Origin of the sequence: Kitasatospora sp. NPDC056181, assembly GCF_042266225.1 — a bacterium.
GTDB lineage: Bacteria > Actinomycetota > Actinomycetes > Streptomycetales > Streptomycetaceae > Kitasatospora.
Map to the genome: position 1 here is coordinate 1 of NZ_JBHJUK010000129.1, position 1240 is coordinate 1240.

Annotated in this window: 1 protein-coding gene; it reads left to right on the plus strand. The window is 70.2% G+C overall.

Annotated elements, in window-relative coordinates:
- Positions 1-14: 14 nt before the first annotated feature.
- Positions 15-1240: AMP-binding protein (locus tag ACFC1F_RS33945; protein WP_376164171.1), on the plus strand; the 1226-nt coding region annotated here is incomplete at its 3' end.

The following is a 1240-nucleotide window of genomic DNA, read 5'->3' on the forward strand; positions in this document are numbered from 1 at the left end:
ATGAGGAGTGCGCGTTGAGCAACGAGAGCCTGGCCAACCTGCTCAAGGAGGAGCGGCGCTTCGCCCCGCCGGCAGAGCTCGCCGCAGCCGCCAACGTCACCGCGGCCGCGTACGCGCAGGCCTCCGAGGACCGCCTGGGCTTCTGGGCCGAGCAGGCCCGCCGCCTCAGCTGGGCCGTCGAGCCCACCGAGACGCTGGACTGGTCCAACCCGCCGTTCGCCAAGTGGTTCGCCGACGGCAGCCTCAACGTGGCCTACAACTGCGTCGACCGCCACGTCGAGGCCGGCAACGGCGACCGCGTCGCCATCCACTTCGAGGGCGAGCCCGGCGACAGCCGCTCGATCACCTACGCCCAGCTCAAGGACGAGGTCTCCCGCGCCGCCAACGCACTGCTGGAACTCGGTGTCACCAAGGGCGACCGGGTCGCGGTCTACCTGCCGATGATCGCCGAGGCGGTCGTCGCGATCCTCGCCTGCGCCCGGATCGGCGCCACCCACTCCGTGGTCTTCGGCGGCTTCTCCGCCGACGCCGTGGCCTCCCGCATCCAGGACGCCCGGGCCAAGCTGGTCATCACCGCCGACGGCGGCTACCGCCGCGGCAAGCCCTCCGCGCTCAAGCCCGCCATCGACGAGGCGCTGACCAAGGCCGACGGCGTCGAACACGTCCTCGTGGTACGCCGCACCGGCCAGGAGACCGCCTGGACCCAGGGCCGCGACGTCTGGTGGCACGAGATCACCGCACGCCAGTCCACCGAGCACACCCCCGAGGCCCACGACGCCGAACACCCGCTGTTCATCCTCTACACCTCCGGCACCACCGGAAAGCCCAAGGGCATCCTGCACACCTCGGGCGGCTACCTCACCCAGGCCAGCTACACCCACCACGCCGTCTTCGACCTCAAGCCGGAGACCGACGTCTACTGGTGCACCGCCGACATCGGCTGGGTCACCGGCCACTCCTACATCGTCTACGGCCCGCTCTCCAACGGCGCCACCCAGGTCATCTACGAGGGCACCCCCGACACCCCCCACCAGGGCCGCTTCTGGGAGATCGTCCAGAAGTACGGCGTCACCATCCTCTACACCGCCCCCACCGCGATCCGCACCTTCATGAAGTGGGGAGACGACATCCCCGCCAAGTTCGACCTCTCCTCCCTGCGGGTCCTGGGCAGCGTCGGCGAGCCGATCAACCCCGAGGCCTGGATCTGGTACCGCGAACACATCGGCGCCGGCAAGACCCC